Origin of the sequence: Aquibium oceanicum (assembly GCF_001889605.1) — a bacterium.
Classification (GTDB): Bacteria; Pseudomonadota; Alphaproteobacteria; order Rhizobiales; family Rhizobiaceae; genus Aquibium; species Aquibium oceanicum.
The window spans coordinates 3716951-3732699 of sequence record NZ_CP018171.1 but is presented as its reverse complement, the minus strand read 5'-3'; the positions used below and the strand labels follow the sequence as shown (position 1 = coordinate 3732699).

The following is a 15749-nucleotide window of genomic DNA, read 5'->3' as shown; positions in this document are numbered from 1 at the left end:
GGCGCGAATGGAAAGGGCGCGTTCGCCGCGGGCCGCGATGCCGCACCGCCTGCTGACAGGAGGGTGTCAGGAGCGCGCCGGTCTCAGCCGGCGATCTCCCTCGGCACGACGAACGCAGTGAGCAGGCCGCTGCCGGCCGCAAGCTCTGGCCAGCCGCCTTCGACCGTAATCCGCGCCAGCGCCGAGGTCGGAAACTTTTCCCGCATCCGCGCCAGCGCCTGCGCATCCGAGGTCTCTCCCGCCAGCATCGCCGCCATGTCTTCCAGCCCCGGATTGTGCCCGACGACCAGCAGCCGACCCACCTCCGGAGGCGTCTCCTTCACGGCCGACAGGATCGTCTCGGCGGTCGCCTCGTAGAGATCCTCCGCGAATCGCACGGGAGGAATCGCGGCCAGTTCACCCGCGACGCATTTCCAGGTCTGTCGCGTCCGCTTCGCCGGCGAGACGATGGCGAAGTCGGGAAGCCAGCCGCGCTCGTCCAGCAGCCTTCCCACCATCGGCGCCGCCTTCTTTCCGCGATTGGCCAGCGGACGGTCGAAATCGGCAAGACCGGGGTCGCCCCAGGCGGATTTGGCGTGGCGCAGCAGGAGAAGTTCCCTCATCGGCCGCATTCTGCGGCGGAAATTTTTCAGGGAGAAGCCCTCCGTTTCCGGTGGGCGGCGGCAATCGCAAAATGACGCCACGTCATTCCGTAATCACGTAATCGCGCCGCCTGTGGAAATCGGCCACTGTACGGTGCGGATCGAGCAAATCGCCCCCACCGGCGAATCGGTTCCCGGTATCCACGTGGTCTGGCGAGCGAGAGCTTTCGGGTCGCGTGGTGCGCGGCCAGCGCTCAACCCCACCCCTATGGTCGCTGGCCGCGCCGGTGTCGCTTCGCGGCACCGGCGGAGCCTTTCCGACTCGTTCACCCTTTCCACCTCCCGGCCGGCCGGTCGAGTTTCCGTCGCGCAGCCGGTCGGCTACACTCTGCCGCAAGATTCGTAGGATCGGCTGGCCGGAGGGGGACGATGGCGCAGGACGGGAAACGCTTCCGCATCTCGCGGCGCCTGCTCCTCGGCGGAGCGCTGGCGGTCGGCGGCATTGGCTGGGCGGGATCGACGCTGGCGCGGCTGGCGCGGGACCCCTCGGGTCCCAAGGACGCCGGACGCATCGCGGATGCCGACGGCATGGGCCTCGCCAGTCCGCCGCCCCGCGGCCTGCCGCCGCACGATCCCGAGCTGCCTTGGCTTTCCAGGGGTGGCGCCTTGAACGACGCCAGCGCCCTGTCGCGTACCCCCGTGTACGGCGTGGTCGGCGTCACGGAGGAAGACCACGTCGCGCGGGCGCTCGCCTTCGCGCGCGAGAACGGTCTCAAGGTCTCCATGGCCGCGGTGCGCCACTCCATGGGTGGCCACGCCTTCGACGACCACGCGCTCGTCCTCGACATGATGGGTTTTGACCGCATCGAACTCGACGAGAAGGCGCACACGGTCACGGTCCAGCCCGGCGCCACCTGGCACGAGATCCAGAACGTGATCCATCCGCGCTTCGCTGTGAAGGCGATGCAGTCCACCGACATCTTCTCCGTCGGCGGTTCGATTTCCGTGAACGCGCACGGCATGGACCACCGCGCCGGGTCGATCGCGGGCAGCATCCGTTCCATGCGCGTGATGCTCGCCGACGGCAGCGTCGTGACCGTTTCACGCGAGGAGAGTTCGGATCTCTTCCGGCACGTGGTCGGCGGCTACGGCCTGTTCGGCGTCATCCTCTCGGCGACGCTCGAGATCGTGCCCAATGCGATCTACCGCACCTCCCGGTCCATCATCCGCTCGGCGGAATTCCCCGAGGTCTTCGCGAACGAGATCGGCGCCGAGGACGGGCCGTCGCTGTTCTACGGGCACCTCTCCACCGCGCCGGGCAACTTCCTCGACGACATGATCGTCTACCGCTACGACCAGACGTCCGAGGCGGTTCCGGCCGACATGCCGCCGCTGGCGGAACCGGGCGCCGTCGCGGTCAAGCGCGTCATCATGAACCTCGCCAAGCAGGGCGGCTTCTTCCAGCGGCTGAAATGGTTCGCCGAGAAGAACCTCGAGCCGGAATTCGAATCCTGCACGGTCCCGCGCACCCAGGCGATGGGCGAGGGCGAGGCATGCCTGGTCTCGCGCAACGATCCCATGCACGATTCAGTGCCCTACCTGTTCAACGACCTCGCCGGCGAGACCGACATCCTGCACGAGTACTTCGTGCCGCGCAGCGAATATCTCCCCTTCATCGATGCCGCCCGCGCGCTGCTGCGCGATCAGGACCTGCCGGTGCTCAATGCCTCGATCCGCGTCGTCGATGCCGAGGACATCGCGCTGCCCTACGCCGTCGAGCCGGCCTTCTCGCTGGTGCTCTACATCAACCAGGGCACCGACGAGGCGGGGAATGCGAGCATGCGCAAGCTGACCCGCGCCCTCGTCGATCTCACCTTGCTGCACCGGGGTCGGTTCTTCCTGCCGTACCAGCCGCACTACACGGCGAAGCAGCTCCTGGCGAGCTATCCGGAACTTCCGCTGTTCCTGAACACCAAGCGGCAGTACGACCCGGGCGAACTCTTCACCTCGACATTCTACCGCGTGCTGAAGTCCATGGCAGGCGACGCGCCGCTGCCGGGGCCCGCCTAGGCGCCAACAGCGGCCGCCGGCCGTCTCGCAGCGAGATCCTCCGCCACGGTGGAGACGACTGCCGGCGCGGTCAGCCGCCAGACCACGCCCTCAGGGTGGAACAGGTATTCCACCTCCCCATTCAGGTTCGCCCCGGTAAGGCGTTCGATCACGACCTTGCCGAACCCCGACCCGGTAGGTTCGGTGACGGGAGGACCGCCCTGCTCGCGCCAGGTGAGGTCGATGCCGTCCGTGCCCTCCCGCTTCCAGGAGACGACCACCTTGCCGGTGGAGTTGCTCAGCGCACCATACTTGGTGGCGTTCGTCGCCAGCTCGTGGAAGGCCAGCCCCAGGCTCTGGACGGCTTCCGACCGCAGCGCCAGGTCGGGCCCGAGCGTCTCGATGCGGTCCGGCTCTCCCTCGATGAAGGGCGCAAGCTGCCGCCGAACCAGTTCCCGCAGCTGCCCCTTCGCGCCCGCCGATCCGAACAGGAGGTCGTTGGAGCGTACGAGCGCGCCAATGCGGCTGTCGAAGCTGGTCTGGAACTCCTCCAGCGAGTTGCTGCGCCGGCTAATCTGCCGCGCGATCGCCTGGAGGACGGCCATGACGTTCTTGTTGCGGTGGGCGAGTTCGCCCATGAGCATCTTGATCTGCTCCACCTGATCGCGGGACTGTTCCTCGCTCGCCTGCAAGGCGTGGGTCCGCTCGCTGATCACGTTCGCGGCCTTGCGGATCGCGTCCAGCACGACGTTCGCCTCCGCGATCGGCTGGCGCGCAGCCTCGATCGCGCGCCCGGCGGCCAGGTCTCCGGCGGCGATTCGCAGCTTGGACATCGAACGCGACATCCGCCGCGCCAGGAAGGTGGCGAGGCCGACCGTTACCAGGGCGGCCAGCAGCGCCAGCAGCGCCAGGCCGTAGAAGCTTCTCCAGAAGGGCGCGTCGAGCGTGGCGCGGGGTACACGCACGGAGGTCCGCCAACCCGTCACCTGCGACCAGCGATAGCCTTCGACCCACTCGTCCGAATCGCCTGTCTGCCTGACGACACCGCCGCCCTGACCGCCGTTCTCGTTGACGGAGGGCGGCTCGGCCGAGAGTGCTGCCGGCGGATCCTGAGCGATCACCCCGCCGCTGCGGTCGGAGACGATGACGTTCCAGTCCGTGCCAAGCTGCTCCTGCGCGATGATCTCGCCGATCCGGGCAACGTTAAAGGTGATTACCAGGATGTAGCGAAGCTCGTCGTCCCGCATGACCGGGATCTCGACGTTGACGACCCTCTCGCCGGACACACGGCCGACGAAGGCGTCCGACACGTAGGACTTGCGCGACTTGGCGACGATCTCGGCACTGCGGATATCGGCCGTCTTCGGAAGCGGCGTTCCGAAGGGAACGCGCGTGTTGAGGACCTGGTCGTAGTCGTCGTCCAGCAGGATGACATGGACGTCGCTGTTGCGAAGCGCCGCCCGGGCGCGGGCGTGAAACGCCTCCAGGCGTCCCTCCTGCAGGAGTTCGGAGGTTCCCAGCGTCTCCAGCACCGTGATCCAGCTGGTCACGTCCCTGTCGACCGACGCGGAGACGTCGAAGGCCATCCTCTGCAGCCGCGCCTCGTTGGAGGCGAGTTCCGAGCTGGAGAACCAAAGCAGGACCGTCACCGCGATCACGAACAGCGGCAGCACCAGGATCGCGGCAAACGCGATCAGGTGGAATTGCAGCGTTCTCGGCGCTGCAAGTGTACGCCGGAGGAATTCCGGTTGCCGCACTTGCGGAAGTCTCCCTCGTCCGAGGTCCGGGTGCCAAAGCCGCCGGACCAGTCTGCCGCTATGTACGGCCGGAGCCGCCATCGGAATGTCATCATATGCAATCGGCGTGCCCTGCATGCAATGCGTTTCCGATGATCCACCGCGATGTGCGTCAGAAGGGGAACGCCACCGGAAGGCTGTCGGCAATCCAGGACGCCGCGCCGCTCGCCGACCGGGATGCCTTGTCGTACGCCCAGCCGAGTCCGCCGCGAACGGCCACGAACCCGTCGCCCGTCCTGTAGAAGAGATAGCTTCCCGCCTGTCCGGCATACTCGATCCCCTGGCCGACCAGCGTGCCGCGCGGGGACGACGGAGCGGATTCTACCGTAACAAGGGGTGACTCGGCGGCTTCGGCGACGAGTTGCCCCGACGCCGGTCCGGTGCTCTTTGCATTCGGCCCTGAGCAGCGGATAGATCTCGCTACCGAACTGTATCAGCGCCACGAGCGCCGATTCGCAGTCTTCCACCGAAGCGAATCGATCCGGGGGTGCGTCGAGCGGGACGCATACCCGCGCGTCGCAATCGCACCCCATCACCGTCATTGCCACCAGAGCCGATTTCAGCACGACAGGTCTCCCGAATCCTTCGACCGAATGCGTGCTACGCCCCGATGGCGACGGGAATGGGTTCGAAGGCGGGAGGAATTGTGGCCAAGCGTCGCAGACCGCCTTCGGCGTCATCGCCGTGACCGTCGGTCGCTGCTAACGTCGCCGCTGCCCGAGAGATCGACATGTCCAACAGCCGCCACGCCTTCGCGACGCTCGTCACCAATGCCGACTACGCCACCGGCGCGCTCGCGCTCGTGCGGTCGCTGAGGCTGAGCGGAACGGCGGCGGACATCGTGGTCATGCACACGGGCGGCGTCGATCGCGAAGCGCTGGCGCCGCTGGCCGGCCTCGGCGCGCGGCTCGTTCCCGCCGGCCTCCTTCCGACTTCCGACGCCTTCAACGAGCGCCACCAGCGCCGGCGGCTGCATGCCGACGCGCCGTTCACCAAGGGTCGGAAACCGGATTTTCACACGCCGCTCGACAATTTCGTCAAACTGCGGCTGTGGGAGATGGAGGAATACGAGAAGATCGTCTTCATCGACGCCGACGCCATCGTCGTGCGCAACATCGACCGGCTCTTCGCCTATCCCGAGTTCTCCGCCGCGCCGAACGTCTACGAGAGCCTGGCCGACTTCCACCGCTTGAACTCCGGCGTCTTCGTCGCGAAACCGTCGCGCGCGACCTTTTCCGAGATGCTCGCCAGTCTCGACGCTCCCGACGCATTCTGGCGACGCACGGACCAGACCTTCCTCCAGCACTTCTTCCCGGACTGGCATGGCCTGCCGGTCTTCGACAACATGCTCCAGTACGTGTGGCTTAACCTGCCCGACCTCTGGGATTGGGGCTCGGTGCGGGTGATCCATTTCCAGTACGAAAAACCCTGGGAGGTGGAGCACGCAAAGGCCGTGCGGCTGCGTCCGCTGATCGAGTTATGGCAGGCCTACCATCGAGGCGAGGCGATCCCCGACCTGTCGAGCCTCCCGAAACCGGGCAGCGCCGAATGAGCCGGCCGCTGCGGCGCACGCTCGTGTCCGGAGGCACCGGCTTCGTCGGGCGCTTCCTCGTGGAGGCGCTGCTGGAGACAGGTCATGCCGTGCGCGTCATGGGCCGGACGCCGCCACCGGCCGGTTTCTTCAGCCGTCCCGTGGAGTTCGCCAAGGGCTCGCTCGACCGTCCCGAGCCGGACCCTGGCCTCTTCGACGGCGTCGACGCCTTCGTCCACGCCGGCTTCCACCATCTCGCCGCTCGGTTCCGGGGCGGGGAGGGGGACGATCCGGAAGGTTTCCGCCGCCGCAATCTCGACGGCACGCTGGCGCTGTTTGCCGCCGCAAAAGGTGCCGGCGTCAACCGCTGCGTCTTCCTGTCGAGTCGAGCCGTCTACGGCCGGCAGGCGCCGGGCGCTGCGCTGGTCGAGGATATGGACCCACACCCGGACACGCTCTACGGCGAGGTGAAGCTCGGCGGCGAGTTGGCGCTCCGAGACCTCTCCGAGCCCAAGCGCTTCTGCGGCACCAGCCTGCGCGTCACGGGGGTCTACGGACCCGCCGGGCCCGGGCGCGAACACAAATGGTCGGCGCTCTTCCGCGACTTCGCTGCCGGGTCGCCCATTCCGCCGCGCGTCGCCACTGAAGTGTACGGAGCGGACGTCGCCGCCGCCGTGCGGCTCGTCCTCGAGGCGCCGCCGGAAGATGTCTGCGGAACGCTCTTCAACGTCTCGGACCTCCTGCTCGACCGGCACGACCTGCTGTCCATGGTGGGGGACGTTACCGGCATCGCGTCTTCGCTGCCCGAGCGGGCGGATGCCGCGGCGCTCAACGTCATGGACACCGCAAAGCTCACGGCGCTCGGATGGCGTCCTGGCGGCCTCGACAGGCTCCGCGCGACGGTCGCCGAACTCTGCGGACCGCTTCGCGGAAGTGGCGCAAGCACCTGACTTATCGGGAATCCGCCACGGAACCGCGCAGCGGTAGCGAGGATACGATCGGCTTTGCCTTCGTCGGCTTCGGACGCGGGGAGCCCCCGAGGAAATCGGTGACCAGTTGCACCACCTCGTCCGGCTTCTCGATCTGCGGCAGGTGGTTGACGTCGTCCAGCACCTCCAGCCGGGCATCCCTGAACAGGCCGGCGATCTCGCGACCCTCTGCGAGCGGCGTCACCGTATCCTCGCGTCCCCAGATGAGCAGAACGCGCCGCGGGAAGTCGCCGTAGTTCGCCCTATCGGCGGCGCGCGATGCGCGCTCGTCGCCGTAGAGCCCGGTCATCATCCAGTCTCCGACCGTATCCGTCGTGTTGACCAGCGTCAGCGGCCATTCGTAGATCGCGGCGCGTTCCTTGGTCACGATCGCTTTGTCGCGCACGAAGCTGCGTAGCCCGTGCCCGATCGCCAGCGGATTGGTGAAGCTGCTCGCCACCGCGACGTTGCGCAGCCATCGCGCGCGAAGCAGCGCGGCGAGCGGCGGCGCGTCTCCTTCGCTCCCCAGACCCAGCGCCACGTCGAGCAGGATCAGCTGCCGGATGCGGTCGGGCATGGTGAAGGCAGCTTCGAGCGTGGCGCCCCCGCCGAAGGAATGGCCGACGAGCACGAACTTCTCCAGGCCGACCGCGTCGGCGAAGCCGCCGATGATTTCCGCCTGCGCCTTGCGCGAATAGTTTCGGGACGACGGTCGGTCCGACAGGCCGAAAGGTGGCAGGTCGGGCGCGATCACCCTGTAGCCGGCATCGCCCAGCGGTGCCGCGATGTCGCGCCAGGTTTCCGACCAGGCCATCGTGCCGTGGACGAGCAGGATGGGCGTTCCCTTGGTCGGGCCCCATTCGCGGTAGTGGATCCGCAGGCCTTTCACCTCGGCGAAGCGCGCATTGGCGCCCGCGGCGGTGACCGGATCGTATTGTTCACGCATGCCTGCCAGCACGCGGAAGGAGACCGCTGCGATCACTGCGGCCGCTACGACGAACAGGATGAGATTGCGCAGCAGGTTCGACATGAAGTCACCTCTACGCGGTCAATCTTCAGTAGTCGTAAACGTGCTCCAGCCGGACGCCATTGCGCATGATCTCCGGAAGCACCTCGTGCAGGCGCGGCACCGAAGCGACGATGCCTGTCCGACGCAGCGCCGGGTCGGCGGGCACCTGGTAGGCGAAGAGCTCGGAAGTGCCGTCCGGCAGGCGGATGGCTTCGTTGGAGAGCACTGTCAGGAAGATGCGGTCGTTGCCGCCGATCTCGACGAAGCGGACGCCCTTTTCGATCAGGCGCGGGATCATGTCGGTGAAGACCTGGTAGCGGCGGGTGACGAACACCACGCCGGCATCGCCCAGCTCCATTTCGAGCTCCGTGTCCGGCTCCCCGGCGATCGCCTCCCACACCGGTCCTTGCGCCCATGCGTGGATGTCGAGGAAGGCCGGATCGGTGGTGGCGGCGAGCCCCGCGGTGATCAGGCCGGCATAGGCCTGTTTGATCGTGTAGGCGAGGCCGAACGCCAGCTTGCGCTCGCGTGATCGCAGCGTCGCCATTCCGTTGGCGTTGGGAAGGCGCCACAGGCCGGCGCGCTTTTCGGCGTAGGGAAAACGGTACCACGGGGTCTGGTCGAGGAAGGAGGCATACTCGGCCGCGACCTCGGCCTGGAATATATCCTGCCGCGTCTTCTCCCAGCCGGCCGCCCACTCGGTCAGCCGCCCTACGGTGTTCTCCCACACCGACTGGATGGCATGCTCGATTGTGTGGCTGGTGCCGATCACGACCAGCATCACATGGTTCTGCGAATTGAACGGATAGTCTTCGGTCGCCCGCACGACCATGGCATAGTCCTGCCAGAATCGTCCGATGGTGCGCCAGTAGGGAAAATCGCTCTCGCTGCGATCGGCGACGAAATCCGCGTATTCGCGCGCGGCATAGACGATCGACCACTCCGGATAGGTCAGGAAGGTCGATTCCTCCGGCCGCTGGTAACCCGGGATCTCGCGGCGGATCTGCGCCGACAGTTCCGGCGCGGGCGCATCTACGCGCGTGCCCGGATCAGTGAGCGGGGGAGGCGGCGACGTGGTAAGCCAGCCATAGGCGAAGCCCAGGACTGGTATCGCCACAACGACCACGAGGGGGATGAGGATCGCCCGGACGATCCGCCAAAGGAAGCGCAGCAACGGGATGCCTCAGGCCATGGCGAGCGGCCGCGCGACGCGCCTCGCCAGCCAGAAGCCGATCAGGATCGCGGTGCCGCCGATCGCCAGATGCGGCAGGTTGGCGAAGAAGCGAACCGGCAGTTCGATGTCGTTCAGAGAGCGGAAGCCGTCGATGAAGATGCCGCCGTCTAGGCAGCCCGAGCCGGTGACGAGCCCCAGCACGCCGTCGAAGAAATACACCGTGCCGAAGAGCCTGAAATAGAGCACCGAGGCGCGGTGCGAGACGAACGCTGCCGCGAGCGCCCAGATCCCCGAGAATCCGTGCAGCAGGTCATCGTACCATTGCAGCGAGAACAGGCCGAAGAGATAGCCGTTCTCGTCGTTGAAGGCCGGCACGTAACCGATCGCCACGACCAGGAAGAACATCACCGCGTAGGCGATGCCGAGTTTCTGGATGAGCGACATTGCAGCACTTTCCCCTTAGTTAGTGCGCGAATGATAGCCGATTCCCGATCGCTGGAAACGCCGAACTTGCGCCGCCGCCCCGCTGAGCGGCCGAATCCGCCGCGCTCGCCGCCTACGGCATCAGCGGCGTCTGCATCATCTGCAGGTGCAGGTCCTTCCCGTCATAGGGATGCGACTCGCAGACCGCCTCGTCGAGCTCGACGCCGATGCCGGGCTCCTTGGAGGGCACGACGTTCCCGTCCTGCCATTCGATCTTCTTCTTCAGGAGCTTCGCGTGGAAGCCGTCCCAGGTCTTGAGCGATTCCAGGATGAGGAAGTTCGGCAGCGTGACGGCGAGCTGGATGTTCGCCGCGCCGACGATCGGGCCGCAATAGCAGTGCGGCGCCACCTGGATGTGATAGGCCTCCGCCATCGCCGCGATCTTCTTGGTTTCCAAAATACCGCCGGAACGTCCGAGATCTGGCTGCAGGATGCTCGCGGCGCGGTGTTCGATGACGCGGGCGAACTCGGTCTTGGTCGTGAGCCGCTCGCCGGTCGCCACCGGGATCGACGTCTGGCGCGCCACCTGCGCCATCACCTCGGGCATGTCCGGCGGCACCGGCTCCTCGAACCACAGCGGATCATAGGGCTCGATGGCGCGCGCCAGGCGCAGCGCTCCCGAAGCGGTGAACTGCCCATGCGTGCCGAACAGGATATCGCATTTCGTGCCCACCGCCTCGCGGATCGCCTTCACCATGCGCGCCGACAGGTCGATGTCGACGAGCCGTGGCTGGTGGCCGTCATAGGCGGTATAGGGGCCGGCGGGATCGAGCTTCACGGCGTTGAACCCTTGCGCGACGTATTCCGCCGCGCATTCCGCTGCAAGGTCGGGATCGTTGTAGACATTGCTGCCGTGGACGTCCTCGGTGTGCACGCTTCCGGAGTGCGGATAGAGGTAGGTGTAGGTGCGCAGCGTCTCGTGCACCTGGCCGCCGATGAGCTTGTAGACCGGCTTTCCCGCCTCCTTGCCGATGATGTCCCAGCAGGCGATCTCCAGCGCCGACACGCAGCCCATCATCGAGACGTCGGGTCGTTGCGTGAAGCCGGAGGAATAGCAGCGGCGGAAGAAGGCCTCCACGTCATGCGGATCGCGCCCCACCAGATACCGGTCCGCCACGTCCTCGATCATCCTGGCCGTCACGTGCGGCCCGAACGTGGCATTGTAAGCCTCGCCGTAACCGATGACATTGGAGTCGGTCGTCAGCCGCACGAAGATGAAATACTTCCCCCCGATCCCCGGCGGCGGATTGCCCACGACCCAGGTTTTGACGTCGGTGATTTTCATCGGTTTTCTCCTGGGTGGGGCATGGGATCGCTATGCTCTACCGCAAGCGCGGATTGGAAAGTACCCTAATCATCCGCTCACCCCTGGTCCTCCAGCACCATCTCCGCGCCCTTCCAGCCGGTCATGATGGCGGCGGCGTTGGTGTTGCCGGTGATGTTGTTGGGGAAGATCGAGGCGTCGATGACGCGCAGGCCGTCGATCCCGTGAACGCGCAGACGCGAATCGACCACCGCGGTCGCGGGATCGGGTCCCATGCGGCAGGTCGAGACCGGATGGTAGACCGTGCCGGAGCGCTTGCGGAAATCCTGCACGAGATCCTCGTCCGATTGCACCGAAGCTCCGGGCAGCATCTCCTCGGCGATGATCGCGGCGAGAGACGGCATCGAGGCGAGGCGGCGGAGGTATTTGACCGCGTCGAGCATCTCCGCCACGTCCGCGTTGGTCGAAAACGCGTTTGGCACGATCTTCGGCGGCGCGGCGGGATCGGCGGAGCGGACATGGATCGATCCGCGGCTGGTCGGGCGGCAGTTGGAGAGGCCGATGGAAAAGCCCGGCCACGGGTCGGGGGTCAGGATCGGCCGCTCGCCCGCCTTCGGGATGACGGTCGAAAAAATCTGGAAATAGAGTTGCATGTTCGGCCGCGTGCGCGACGGGTCGCTGCGGAAGAAGCCGCCGCCCTGGTTCATCGACATGGACAGCGGACCGGAGCGCAAAAGCAGATACTGCATGCCTACCCAGGCCTTGCCCCACCAGGGCCGCAGCAGCTGGTTCAGCGTCCGGCGCCTGGCCTTCCAAGTGTAGTTGATGCCGAGATGGTCCTGCAAATTCTCGCCGACGTTCAGGTTGGCGCTCACCACCGGGACTCCGAGGCCGCCAAGAAGCGCCGGATCGCCGATGCCGGAGAGTTCCAGCAGCTTCGGCGAACAGACCGAGCCGCAGGACACGATCACTTCCCGGCCCGCGCGTACCTGGCGCGAGACGCCGTTCTTCTCGTATTCCACGCCGACGGCCTTGGTCCCCTCGAAGAGGATGCGTCCGACATGGGAGCCCGTCACGACGCGCACGTTGCCTCGCTTCATCGCGGGACGGAGGAAGGCGCGTGCCGCCGACATGCGCCGGCCATTCCGGGTGGTGATCTGGTAGATGCCGGCGCCTTCCTGCGCGGCGCCGTTGAAGTCCTCATTCGTCGGCAGGCCGGCCTCGCCGGCCGCCTTCAGGAAAAGATGCGTCAGCGGGTCGACCTTCTTGCGCATGTCGGAGACGTGCAGCGGTCCGCCATGGCCGCGCCACTCGCATTCGCCAGCCTCGTTGTGCTCGATCGTCCTGAAGATCGGCAGCAGGTCGTCGTAGCCCCAGCCTGGATTGCCGGCGTCGCGCCATTCGTCATAGTCTTCGCGCGCGCCCCGCACCCACACCATGGCGTTGATCGAGCTCGACCCGCCGAGCAGCTTTCCGCGCGGCCAGTGGTCGGAATTGCCGCCGAGCCCCGGATCGGGCTCCGCCTTGAAGTTCCAGTTTACGGCGGGATCGAAGAAGGTCTTGCCGTAGCCGAGCGGCATGTGGACGAAGAAGCGCCGGTCGTGGCCGCCGGCCTCCAGCACCAGGACGGAATACCGGCCGCTCGCCGAAAGCCTCTCGGCGAGCACTGAGCCGGCCGAACCCGCGCCGACGATGATGAAGTCGTATGTCTGCATGGATGTCTTGCCGGCGCGCCCGCCTCCTGTACGGGGTGGAGACTAGCCTTCCGCGTGGGTGTCCGTCCTGTCGCTGGCGCGCCGCACTGTGTGGAAAAAGCGACGACTGCCAGCCCGCCGCCGCGTTGACCGCGGGGCTAGGCCGTGGCTATCAACCGACTGGACGAGAGCGGATCGGAAAAACGATGAGTGGCGACGAGACCAGGCCTACCGGCGAACTGACCCTGCGCACGCTCGCCATGCCGGCCGACGCCAACGCCGCCGGCGACATCTTCGGCGGCTGGGTCATGGCGCAGATGGACCTTGCTTGCGGCATCCGCGCCGCCGAACGGGCCAAGGGCCGCGTGGTGACGGCGGCGGTGAAGGAGATGTCCTTCGCCAAGGCGATGAAGATCGGCGACACGCTCTGCATCTACACCCATGTCACCCGCGTCGGCCGCACCTCCATGACGCTGAAGGTCGAAGCCTGGGCGCAGCGCTACCTGTCGGACCTGATGGAGAAGGTGACGGACGCCGACTTCGTCATGGTGGCGCTCGACGCCGCCGGCAAGCCTAAGCCCATCCCGCAGGTGTAGGCGTTCAGCGCGGCTTCCAGCCGTAGTGGATGACGGGATCGCCCGAGCGGGGATGTACGTCCTCGCGCAACGGGACCATGCCCTCCCTCACGTAGAAGCGCCGCGCCCGCGCGTTCGATGATCGCGTGTAGAGCGTGAACCCCTCCGGCATCTCGGCCTTGGCGTGCTCGAACAGCGCCCTGCCGACGACGCCGCCCAGGAACCCCGGCCTCACGAAGAGTTCGTTCAGCGTCGCCTCGCCTGGCCTGATCGCCAGGAAGCCGATCAACTCGCCGCCGGCGTCCGCCACCGTCACCTGCCAACCGGTGGCCATCTCCACGTCGACCCGCAGCCGCAGTTCCCGCCGACTCGGCATGTCGGTCGGACCGACGTCCGGCAGGCTGGCGCTTACGTGCCAGATGTCGGCGATGGCGTCGCGGTCAGCCTCGGTGGCAGGCCGAAGCAGGGCGGGCGAATGCGGAGCGTTCATGTCGAAACTCACCGGCGTGTCTGGTCGGGCCCGCTCTGCACCAGACCGTGCCCGCGGCATGAAGAGCCAGCGCGATGCGACCCTATGGGCCTCGCTCCGCGTCGAACCTTTCGCGCGACGCGTTGACCCTGTCGATGTTCTTCAGCGCCCAGTCGCCCAGCGCCTGGACGGGAACCAGCAGTTCGCGGCCGAGATCGGTCAACTCGTAATCGACCCGCGGCGGGATCGTGGGAAAAACCGTGCGCGTGACGAAGCCGTCGCGCTCCAGCCCGCGCAGCGTCGTCGTCAGCATCTTCTGCGAAATGCCGCCGATCGTGTTGCGCAACTCGTTGAACCGTAGCGGGCCGCCGCCGAGCTTGCTCACCACCAGCACCGTCCATTTGTCGCCGACCCGCTGCAGGACGTCGCTCACCGCCCGGCAGTCATTGGTCAAGTGCATGTGCCTCGGTTTCAAGAAAGTGCCTCCTTGTGCGCCGCAAAAACGGTCACCTATATAGCGTCGGTAACAATTCGATACCATCGTTCGTTTCCGAAGGAGACTACCATGTCCAAACCCAAAATCGGAGTCGTCATCGGCTCGACCCGCGAGAACCGCTTCGGCGACAAGCCGGCGCAGTGGATCTTCGACCTCGCCAAGGCGCGCGGCGATTTCGAGGTCGAAATCGTCGACCTGCGCGACTATCCGCTGCCCTTCTTCGAGGAGCAGATGTCGCCGGCCTGGGGGCCGTCGAAGAACGAGACCGCGCAGCTGTGGCAGAAGAAGGTGGCTTCGCTCGATGGCTACATCTTCACCGTCGCCGAATACAATCGCGGGCCGACGGCCGTTCTGAAGAACGCGCTCGACTATGCCTACACCGAATGGAACAACAAACCGGCTGCTTTCGTCGGCTATGGCGGCGTCGGTGGCGCGAGGGCGGTTGAGCAGCTTCGCCTCCATGCCGTAGAGCTGCAGATGGCGCCGATCCGCGCCGGCGTGCACATCTTGATGCCGGACTTCGTTGCCCTGATGAAGGGCGAGAAGAAGCTCGGCGAGCTCCCACATCTCGAAGACAATGCCAAGGGCATGCTCGACCAGTTGGCCTGGTGGACGAAGGCGCTCAAGAACGCCCGCGAGGAGGATGGCGCGCAGGCCGAGGCCGCCTGACGACGTCTTCCCTATACGCCTCGAAAGGCCGCTGCACCGGCGGACAAGGAACGATGGCTGTCCACGCTTGTTGTCCCTGCTGAACAGCAGGGGAAGCAAGGCATGGCACAGAACGATCTTTCCTGGTCCGTCCCGGTGATGCGGGCCGGCTATGCGGGGAGGGGGCTTGTCTACCTCGTGGTGGCCGGCTTCTCGCTTTATGCGATCTGGCGGGGCGGTCAGGCGCAAGGCACGTCATCCGCCTTGGCCGACCTCGAAAACTCCACGGGCGGAGGGATCGTCCTCTTCCTGATCTTTCTCGGCATGCTCGCCTATGCGCTCTGGCGCGTCATCGACGCGATCTGGGATCTCGACGATCATGGCGACGACGGCAAGGGCATGGCCGCGCGCATCGCGGTGGCGGTGACGGGGCTGATTCATCTGTCCATCGCCGCGATCGCGTTTTCGCTGCTGTTCGCCGGTGGCGGATCGGGCGGAAGCTCGGGAAGCGGCTCGGGCGGCGGTGGTAGTTCGTCGCTCCAGAGCGGCGTCTCCACGGTGATGCAGTGGCCGGGCGGTCGCTGGATCGTTGGCATCATCGGGCTGGTAGTGCTCGGCGCGGCCGGCTACTTCTTCTACAAGGGATGGAAAGAGACCTATCGCCGCTACCTGAGCGCCAACCGCTTCACCACCAACTGGAACGGCGCCCTGCGTGCCGGGCTGTTCGCGCATGGCGCGGTGGTGGCGATCATCGGCGGTCTGGTCCTTTATGCAGCCTGGCGCGCCAACCCGGAGGCGGCCGGCGGCGTCGGCGGGGCCTTCTCCTGGCTGACGAACCAGGCTTACGGGCAGGTCCTCGTTGTCATCGTCTGCGTCGGGCTGCTCGGCTTCTCGCTGTTCTGCTTCGTCAACGCGGCCTACCGCATCGTGCCGAAGGTTGCGGGCGACGACATCGAGACGCTGGGAGCGCGGTTGAAGGCCAAGGCGCGCGCTGCGACCTGACCGCGGTCGG

15 protein-coding genes are annotated in these 15749 nt (G+C 66.5%); 6 read left to right on the top strand and 9 right to left on the bottom strand.

Going from position 1 to position 15749, the window contains the following annotated elements; all coding sequences use genetic code 11:
- Nucleotides 1–83 precede the first annotated feature (83 nt).
- Nucleotides 84–602 (bottom strand): SixA phosphatase family protein, encoded by a 519-nt coding sequence (locus tag BSQ44_RS18240; RefSeq protein WP_072608143.1) that lies wholly within the window; start codon nt 600–602, stop codon nt 84–86.
- Between the two features lie 408 nt (nt 603–1010).
- Here BSQ44_RS18240 and BSQ44_RS18235 point away from each other — a divergent pair, with 408 nt between their 5' ends.
- Nucleotides 1011–2651, top strand: coding sequence for an FAD-binding oxidoreductase (locus tag BSQ44_RS18235; protein WP_072606563.1), 1641 nt, complete (start codon nt 1011–1013; stop codon nt 2649–2651).
- Here the strand turns inward: BSQ44_RS18235 and BSQ44_RS18230 are convergent.
- On the bottom strand, nt 2648–4387 hold the full coding sequence (locus BSQ44_RS18230; protein ID WP_072606562.1) for a sensor histidine kinase: 1740 nt from the start codon (nt 4385–4387) through the stop codon (nt 2648–2650). The genes BSQ44_RS18235 and BSQ44_RS18230 overlap by 4 nt on opposite strands.
- A gap of 769 nt (nt 4388–5156) precedes the next feature.
- Here BSQ44_RS18230 and BSQ44_RS18225 point away from each other — a divergent pair.
- Both BSQ44_RS18225 and BSQ44_RS18220 read left to right on the top strand, forming a co-directional pair.
- A complete protein-coding gene (locus BSQ44_RS18225; protein ID WP_072606561.1) occupies nt 5157–5978 on the top strand; it encodes a glycosyltransferase in 822 nt (273 codons plus the stop codon).
- Nucleotides 5979–5986: 8 nt separating this feature from the next.
- Nucleotides 5987–6907: an NAD-dependent epimerase/dehydratase family protein gene (locus BSQ44_RS18220; RefSeq protein WP_072608142.1), complete on the top strand. Its 921-nt coding sequence runs from the start codon at nt 5987–5989 to the stop codon at nt 6905–6907.
- Nucleotide 6908: 1 nt separating this feature from the next.
- On the opposite strand, the gene BSQ44_RS18215 is transcribed toward BSQ44_RS18220, so the two are convergent.
- The 5 genes from BSQ44_RS18215 to BSQ44_RS18195 form a co-directional block, all read right to left on the bottom strand.
- Nucleotides 6909–7955 (bottom strand): alpha/beta fold hydrolase, encoded by a 1047-nt coding sequence (locus tag BSQ44_RS18215; protein WP_072606560.1) that lies wholly within the window; start codon nt 7953–7955, stop codon nt 6909–6911.
- Between the two features lie 25 nt (nt 7956–7980).
- Entirely contained in the window at nt 7981–9108 is a 1128-nt protein-coding gene (locus tag BSQ44_RS18210; protein WP_235633260.1) for a hypothetical protein, read from the bottom strand.
- A gap of 9 nt (nt 9109–9117) precedes the next feature.
- Complete coding sequence (locus BSQ44_RS18205; protein WP_072606558.1) at nt 9118–9552, bottom strand: DUF4383 domain-containing protein; 435 nt, start codon at nt 9550–9552, stop codon at nt 9118–9120.
- 112 nt (nt 9553–9664) lie between these two features.
- Nucleotides 9665–10876: a mandelate racemase/muconate lactonizing enzyme family protein gene (locus BSQ44_RS18200; RefSeq protein WP_072606557.1), complete on the bottom strand. Its 1212-nt coding sequence runs from the start codon at nt 10874–10876 to the stop codon at nt 9665–9667.
- A gap of 77 nt (nt 10877–10953) precedes the next feature.
- Nucleotides 10954–12570 (bottom strand): GMC family oxidoreductase, encoded by a 1617-nt coding sequence (locus BSQ44_RS18195; protein WP_072606556.1) that lies wholly within the window; start codon nt 12568–12570, stop codon nt 10954–10956.
- Between the two features lie 185 nt (nt 12571–12755).
- On the opposite strand from BSQ44_RS18195, the gene BSQ44_RS18190 reads away from it, so the two are divergent.
- Nucleotides 12756–13145 carry an acyl-CoA thioesterase gene (locus BSQ44_RS18190; RefSeq protein ID WP_072606555.1) on the top strand — a complete coding sequence of 130 codons (390 nt, stop codon included), beginning with the start codon at nt 12756–12758 and terminating at the stop codon, nt 13143–13145.
- A 4-nt stretch (nt 13146–13149) separates the two neighbouring features.
- On the opposite strand, the gene BSQ44_RS18185 is transcribed toward BSQ44_RS18190, so the two are convergent.
- Nucleotides 13150–13614, bottom strand: coding sequence for a GNAT family N-acetyltransferase (locus BSQ44_RS18185; RefSeq protein WP_072606554.1), 465 nt, complete (start codon nt 13612–13614; stop codon nt 13150–13152).
- A gap of 82 nt (nt 13615–13696) precedes the next feature.
- The gene (locus BSQ44_RS18180) at nt 13697–14068 is read right to left on the bottom strand and encodes a winged helix-turn-helix transcriptional regulator (RefSeq protein WP_162276746.1); all 372 of its coding nucleotides are present in this window, start codon (nt 14066–14068) and stop codon (nt 13697–13699) included.
- Nucleotides 14069–14158: 90 nt separating this feature from the next.
- On the opposite strand from BSQ44_RS18180, the gene BSQ44_RS18175 reads away from it, so the two are divergent.
- Together BSQ44_RS18175 and BSQ44_RS18170 are read left to right on the top strand one after the other, a co-directional pair.
- The gene (locus tag BSQ44_RS18175; protein ID WP_072606552.1) at nt 14159–14758 is read left to right on the top strand and encodes an NADPH-dependent FMN reductase; all 600 of its coding nucleotides are present in this window, start codon (nt 14159–14161) and stop codon (nt 14756–14758) included.
- Between the two features lie 102 nt (nt 14759–14860).
- Nucleotides 14861–15739 (top strand): DUF1206 domain-containing protein, encoded by an 879-nt coding sequence (locus tag BSQ44_RS18170; protein WP_072606551.1) that lies wholly within the window; start codon nt 14861–14863, stop codon nt 15737–15739.
- Nucleotides 15740–15749 lie beyond the last annotated feature (10 nt).

Excerpts from the sequence above, each read along its gene's own strand:
- BSQ44_RS18195 (WP_072606556.1), bottom strand. The coding sequence starts at position 12,570 with ATGCAGACATACGACTTCATCATCGTCGGCGCGGGTTCGGCCGGCTCA.
- BSQ44_RS18200 (WP_072606557.1), bottom strand. The coding sequence starts at position 10,876 with ATGAAAATCACCGACGTCAAAACCTGGGTCGTGGGCAATCCGCCGCCG.
- BSQ44_RS18205 (WP_072606558.1), bottom strand. The coding sequence starts at position 9,552 with ATGTCGCTCATCCAGAAACTCGGCATCGCCTACGCGGTGATGTTCTTC.
- BSQ44_RS18240 (WP_072608143.1), bottom strand. The coding sequence starts at position 602 with ATGAGGGAACTTCTCCTGCTGCGCCACGCCAAATCCGCCTGGGGCGAC.
- BSQ44_RS18170 (WP_072606551.1), top strand. The coding sequence starts at position 14,861 with ATGGCACAGAACGATCTTTCCTGGTCCGTCCCGGTGATGCGGGCCGGC.
- BSQ44_RS18185 (WP_072606554.1), bottom strand. The coding sequence starts at position 13,614 with ATGAACGCTCCGCATTCGCCCGCCCTGCTTCGGCCTGCCACCGAGGCT.
- BSQ44_RS18215 (WP_072606560.1), bottom strand. The coding sequence starts at position 7,955 with ATGTCGAACCTGCTGCGCAATCTCATCCTGTTCGTCGTAGCGGCCGCA.
- BSQ44_RS18190 (WP_072606555.1), top strand. The coding sequence starts at position 12,756 with ATGAGTGGCGACGAGACCAGGCCTACCGGCGAACTGACCCTGCGCACG.
- BSQ44_RS18235 (WP_072606563.1), top strand. The coding sequence starts at position 1,011 with ATGGCGCAGGACGGGAAACGCTTCCGCATCTCGCGGCGCCTGCTCCTC.
- BSQ44_RS18175 (WP_072606552.1), top strand. The coding sequence starts at position 14,159 with ATGTCCAAACCCAAAATCGGAGTCGTCATCGGCTCGACCCGCGAGAAC.
- BSQ44_RS18225 (WP_072606561.1), top strand. The coding sequence starts at position 5,157 with ATGTCCAACAGCCGCCACGCCTTCGCGACGCTCGTCACCAATGCCGAC.